The sequence below is a fragment of the Leucobacter soli genome, assembly GCF_042659205.1.
GTDB lineage: Bacteria > Actinomycetota > Actinomycetes > Actinomycetales > Microbacteriaceae > Leucobacter > Leucobacter soli.
Map to the genome: position 1 here is coordinate 1 of NZ_JBHSRW010000160.1, position 5,280 is coordinate 5,280.

The 5,280-nt window shown below is 70.2% G+C and carries 5 protein-coding genes; all 5 read left to right on the forward strand.

Annotated elements, in window-relative coordinates:
• On the forward strand, positions 1–447 hold a 447-nt coding region (locus ACFPZL_RS09580), incomplete at its 5' end, for an adenosylhomocysteinase (protein ID WP_382335230.1).
• 15 nt (positions 448–462) lie between these two features.
• Complete coding sequence (locus ACFPZL_RS09585; RefSeq protein WP_218116442.1) at positions 463–1,770, forward strand: ABC transporter substrate-binding protein; 1,308 nt, start codon at positions 463–465, stop codon at positions 1,768–1,770.
• 19 nt (positions 1,771–1,789) lie between these two features.
• A complete protein-coding gene (locus ACFPZL_RS09590) occupies positions 1,790–2,755 on the forward strand; it encodes a carbohydrate ABC transporter permease (protein WP_218116443.1) in 966 nt (321 codons plus the stop codon).
• Positions 2,752–3,573, forward strand: coding sequence for a carbohydrate ABC transporter permease (locus ACFPZL_RS09595; protein ID WP_218116444.1), 822 nt, complete (start codon positions 2,752–2,754; stop codon positions 3,571–3,573). Before ACFPZL_RS09590 ends, ACFPZL_RS09595 begins: the two co-directional genes overlap by 4 nt.
• Positions 3,570–4,955 (forward strand): amidohydrolase family protein, encoded by a 1,386-nt coding sequence (locus ACFPZL_RS09600; protein WP_236022148.1) that lies wholly within the window; start codon positions 3,570–3,572, stop codon positions 4,953–4,955. The genes ACFPZL_RS09595 and ACFPZL_RS09600 overlap by 4 nt, the downstream gene beginning before the upstream one ends.
• The last annotated feature ends 325 nt before the right edge of the window (positions 4,956–5,280 follow it).

Genomic DNA, 5,280 nt, shown 5'->3' on the forward strand with positions numbered 1-5,280 from the left:
GTCTTCGCCTGCACCGGGCTCGCCGGCGTCGTGACCGAGAGCCACGTCGAGGCGCTGCCGGAGGGCGCGTTCCTCTGCACGGCGGGCGGCGGCGCCTTCGAGATGCCGATGGACTACCTCCACGGCCTCGGCACGCGCCGCGGTGTGCGCGCCGCGGTCGACGCGTACACGACGCGATCCGGGCGCACCGTGCACGTCCTCTCGGACGGGGACTGCGTGAACTGCGCGGATGCCGAGGGCAACCCGATCGAAGTGATGGACCTCTCGCTCTCCCTCCAAGCGCTCGCCGTCGAACGCCTGGCCGCCGAGGGCGAGGACTGGGCTCCCGGAGTCTACGAACTGCCCGCAGACATCGACCGCGAGGTCGCGCGGATCCGCCTCGAGGCCGCCGGCGGCAGCCTCGAACCCCTCACCGATGCACAGCGCGAAGCCGTTCGCGCCTGGTAACCGAAAGGTATCGACATGACACTCCGACGTTCCCGGCTCCTCGCCGGACTGGCCGCGGTCGCGGCCTCAGCCCTCGCCCTCACCGGATGCTCGGGCGGCGGTGGCGGTGGCGGCGGATCCGACGCCCTCACCTTCGGCGAGGTTCCCGCTGAGGACACCACGCTCACCGTGTGGAGCTTCCTCCCCGACAATTACGAGAACGGCGCGGACGCCTACGATCAGATCCTCGCGGCGTTCAACGCGGAGTACCCGCAGGTCGAGGTGGACCTCGTCACGATGCCGTACCCCACCTACTTCGACCAGGTGCGCAACGCCGGCGTCTCTCGCAGCGGCCCCGACGTCATCACGATGTACGGCGGCGCCCAGGCTTACAGCTACCGGAACTCGCTGTTCCCGCTGCAGGATGCGCTCGATCCGGCGAACGACATCCGCTACATCGACGAGAACTTCTCCCGCGACGGGAACCTCTACATCGTCCCGACCGGCGCCTACGGCTACGCGCTGCTGGTGAACCAGGATCTCTTCGAGCAGGCCGACGTCGATCCCGAGACCGCGCTCGCCACCTGGGACGGCCTGATCGACACCTGCAAGACGCTCGACGCCGCGGGCATCCAGCCCTTCGCCGCGGGCTGGCAGGACGGCTTCCTGCTCGAGACCCTGCTCTACATGATCTCGAGCCAGCTCATGGACAGCGACACCCTCGCCAAGTGGACGGCCGGCGAGCTGCCGCTCTCCGACCCGCTCTTCACGACCGTGATCGAGCGCGTGCTCGAGATGAACGAGGCCGGGTGCTTCGGCGGCGAGGACTCCCTCGGCCGCACCATGTACATGGATTCGTTCGATCAGTACTACGCCGGCGACGCCGCCATGTTCACCACCGGCGGACTGAGCACTGCCGAGACCGCCTACGCGGATCAGCCGAGCACCACCGTGATGCGCCTGCCGCAGGTGCCCGAATCGAAGCACGAGACGCTCATCGACGCGGGAGCCGAGGCCGGCTGGTCGGTCACCAAGTGGACGAAGAGCCCCGAGGCCGCGGCCGCGTTCGTCAACTTCATGGCCGGCCCCGAGGCGCAGCAGATCCTCTGGGAGGTCGCGAACGTCGTGCCGAACAACAACGCCGTCGACGCCGAGCCGACGACCCCGATGCAGGAGGTCTTCGTCCCGCTGATCCTGAACCCCGAGAACCACACCGGATTCTCGTCGTTCCCGCTCGAGGTCCTCGCGGTCGTCGAGCGCAACGCGGCGCCGCTCATCAGCGGCAGCATGACCACCGAGAAGTTCTTCGAAGAGGCGATCACGGCCTTCGACAAGGCCTCCTGACGCGACGGAGCGGGGTGAGATGACGACGACCAGCGCGCCGGCGCGGAGCAGCAGCGCTCCGCGCCGGCCCCGGACGCGGCTCCGGAGAGACCTCGCCGGCGGGCCGGCGGCGCTGCTGCTGATCCTGCCGGTCGTCGCGCTCGAGGTCGCGATCCTCTTCGCGCCGCTCCTGTACATCGCCTACCGCTCGTTCTTCGACTGGCAGCCCGGCGGCGTCTCGGAGTTCACGGGCTTCGACAACTACGTTGCCCTGTTCACCGATCCGGCGTTCTGGCAGGTCGTCGGCAACCAGTTCTTCTTCCTCCTCGGTCTGCCCCTCTGGGTGATCGCGCCCCTCATCGTCGCCTTCATGCTCCGCGAGAAGGTGGCGGGAGCGGGCTTCTTCCGATCCGTGTACTTCCTGCCGGCGGTCATGTCGCCCGCCGTGGTCGCGCTCGTGTTCCGCTCGCTGCTCTCGGTCGATGGGCCGGTCAACGCGCTGCTGCGCTCGATCGGACTGGGGGCCGTCGCCCGCCCCTGGCTGAGCGACGAGGCCGCGGTCAAGCCGGTCATCATCCTGCTCGTGCTCTGGGCCGGGTTCGGCACGGGCGTGCTCATCTTCTCGGCGGCGCTCAGTGCGGTGCCGAAGCACCTCTTCGAGGCGGCCAGGCTCGACGGCGTGGGCTTCTGGGGCGAGTTCTGGCACATCGCGGTGCCCAGCATCCGCTCGGCGGTCGTGCTCTGGATGATCTTCCAGGTGATCTCGATCTTCCTCTTCATGTTCTCGTGGGTCTACGTGCTCACCCGGGGAGGGCCCGGCCTCGCGAGCGCGACCATGGACTTCGCGATCTACCAGGAGTTCATGCGCTTCGGCTTCTTCGGCACGGCCGCGGCGCAGTCGGTGGTGCTCGTGCTGTTCATCGTCGTCATCGCGGCCATCGGCGGGGTCGTCGTGAAGATGCTCGGCCGTGAGCGTTCGCAGGCCCGGAAGCAGGTGGCGGTATGACCGGCCGCAGCCGCCTGCGCACCGCGTTCGCCGTGCTCATCGCGGTGCCGTTCATCGTCCCCTTCCTCTTCCTGATCTCGACGGCCGTCCGGGAGCGCAGCGACTACATCTCCTCTCCCGGCGGGCTGCCGCAGAGCTTCACCCTCGACCACCTGGTCGAGGCCTGGACCGAGGCGGACCTCGGCCGCGCGCTGATCAACACCCTCGTCATGTGCCTCGTCGCCTGCCTGGTCTGCGCGAGCACCTCACTGGCCGGCGGCTACTTCTTCCGGGTGAACCGCCAGCGCTGGACCGGCCCGGCACGACTGATCCTCGGCGCCGGCTACGCGATCCCCATGATCGCCTGGCTGATCCCGGTCTTCGTTATCGTCGCCCAGGCCGGCTGGACGGGCGACCTCTTCGTCGCGGGCGTCATCAGCGGCGTCTCCTCGCTGCCGTTCGGCTTCTACTTCATCCACACCTTCCTCAATCAGTCGCTCAGCGACGAGACGATCGAGGCGGCCACGCTCGACGGCGCCGGCGTCTTCCGCGCGTTCTGGAGCATCGGGATCCCGATGGCGCTGCCGGCGCTGGCCGCCGTGCTGGCGCTGACCTTCGTCTGGAGCTTCGGCGACCTCCTCGTCGCCTCGACGCTGCTGCAGGCGAACCCGGACTCCTACACGCTGACGCTGGCCGCGACGACGCTGACGACCCGCGAGGACATCAACCTCCAGGGCCAGGCGGCGGCCGCCCTCGTGTCGTTGCTGCCGACGCTCGTGGTCTTCGCCGTCGCGCAGCGCGCGCTGAAGCAGGGCTTCGGCGGGGGCGCCGAGAAGTGAGCGGTGGTACGGCGGGCAGGATCCTCGCGGCCGACTGGGTACTGCCGGTGGCGACCCCGGCCCTGCGACGGGGCGCGGTCGCAGTGGTCGACGGCGTGATCGCCTGGGTCGGCCGTCTCGACGAGCTGCCCTCGGACTTCGCCGATCTGCCGGTCGAGCAGCATCGGGGGATCCTGACGCCGGGCCTCGTGAACGGGCACACGCACCTGCAGTACACGGGCTTCGCCGAGCTCGGCCGCGGTTCGTACCGCAGCTTCGAGCACTGGTCGGAGGCGTTCGAGGTCGTCTACCTGGCCGTGCAGGACCCCGCGGAGTGGGGGCGCGCCGCCCGGGAGGGGGCGCGGCTCGCACTGCGCAGCGGCACCACGGCGGCCGCCGAGATCGTTACGGACGAGCCGGCCCGCGGGGTGCTCGCCGAGACCGGGCTGCAGGGCGTCGAGTACCTCGAGGCCATCGGCGAGACCGAGGTGCGCTGGAACGCGGGCGGCAGAGAGGCGTTCCTCGCCTGGCTCGATGGGGGCCCGGGGGTGGATCCGCCGGCGGATCCGATGGTGAACGGAGGATCCGTCCGCTCCGCTGAGGCGGCGAGAGCGGCCGGATCGCCCGAGCCTGCCGGGTCCGCCGTGGTCGGAGTTTCGCCGCATGCGCCCTACAGTCTCGACGGCGAGGTCATCCGCGAGCTTGCACGGGCGGCGCGGGAGCGCGGGATGCGGATCCACTCGCACGTCGGCGAGTCGTCGGTGGAGGCGAGCCTCTACGCCCACGGCAACCGCGACGTGCTCGCCATCTACGGCGACATGCGCGACGAGTTCGCGCTGATCCGCTCGGGCGGCACCGGCCTCTCGACCGCGCGCTACGCCGAGAGCATCGAACTGCTCGGCGCCGACTCGCACCTCGCGCACGGCATCTACCTCGATCGTGCGGATCGGGATCTGCTGCGCGACACGGGCACCCGCGTCGCGCTCTGCCCGCGATCCAACCGCGTGATCGGCCTCGACGCCCCGCCGGTCGCGGACTACCTGCGCGAGGGGCACGAGATCGCGGTCGGCACCGACTCGCTCTCGTCGTCGCCGTCGCTCGACCTGCTCGGCGACGCCGCTGCGCTCGCCGAGCTCGCGCGGTCTCAGGGCTACGCGGGCGACGACCTGCATCAGCGTCTCGTCGAGGCGGTCACCCGGGGCGGTGCGGGAGTGCTCGGCCGGGACGACCTGGGGGAGCTGCGCGCCGGGCTGCGCGCCGACCTGGCAGTCTTCGACGTCCCTCTCGACGATGTGCAGGCGGGCGACTGCTCGCCCGAGCGGGCGCTCGTGGAGCGCGGCGAGGGATCCTGCACGCTCACCGTGATCGGCGGACGCGTGCGCCACCACTCGCCGGGGGCGTGAGCCCGACTGCGCCGGTTCCTCTCCTCGCTCGCCGAAGCGGGCGCACGATGGCCCCGGGGCGGCGCACGGCGGCTCGAGGCAGCACGAAACAGCACGAGATCGTCGGCGCGGTACGTGTTCGACGCGCGATCTCGTGCAGTCTCGACGATCTCGTACAGTCTCGAGCCGCTGTTCGGGCCGGGGCGGCCACCCGCCGGCCACCCGCAGAAACAGAGGGCGAGCGCGTGGTGCGGTGAGGCTCGGCCCCGGGGTTACCGGCCAAAACGTGTGGATAGAACCCCGATCTAGCCGCATGATCACGCGGTAGAACAGACATTGTCATACC

Coding starts and splice junctions, on each gene's coding strand:
- ACFPZL_RS09585 (WP_218116442.1), top strand. CDS start 463: ATGACACTCCGACGTTCCCGGCTCCTCGCCGGACTGGCCGCGGTCGCG.
- ACFPZL_RS09595 (WP_218116444.1), top strand. CDS start 2,752: ATGACCGGCCGCAGCCGCCTGCGCACCGCGTTCGCCGTGCTCATCGCG.
- ACFPZL_RS09590 (WP_218116443.1), top strand. CDS start 1,790: ATGACGACGACCAGCGCGCCGGCGCGGAGCAGCAGCGCTCCGCGCCGG.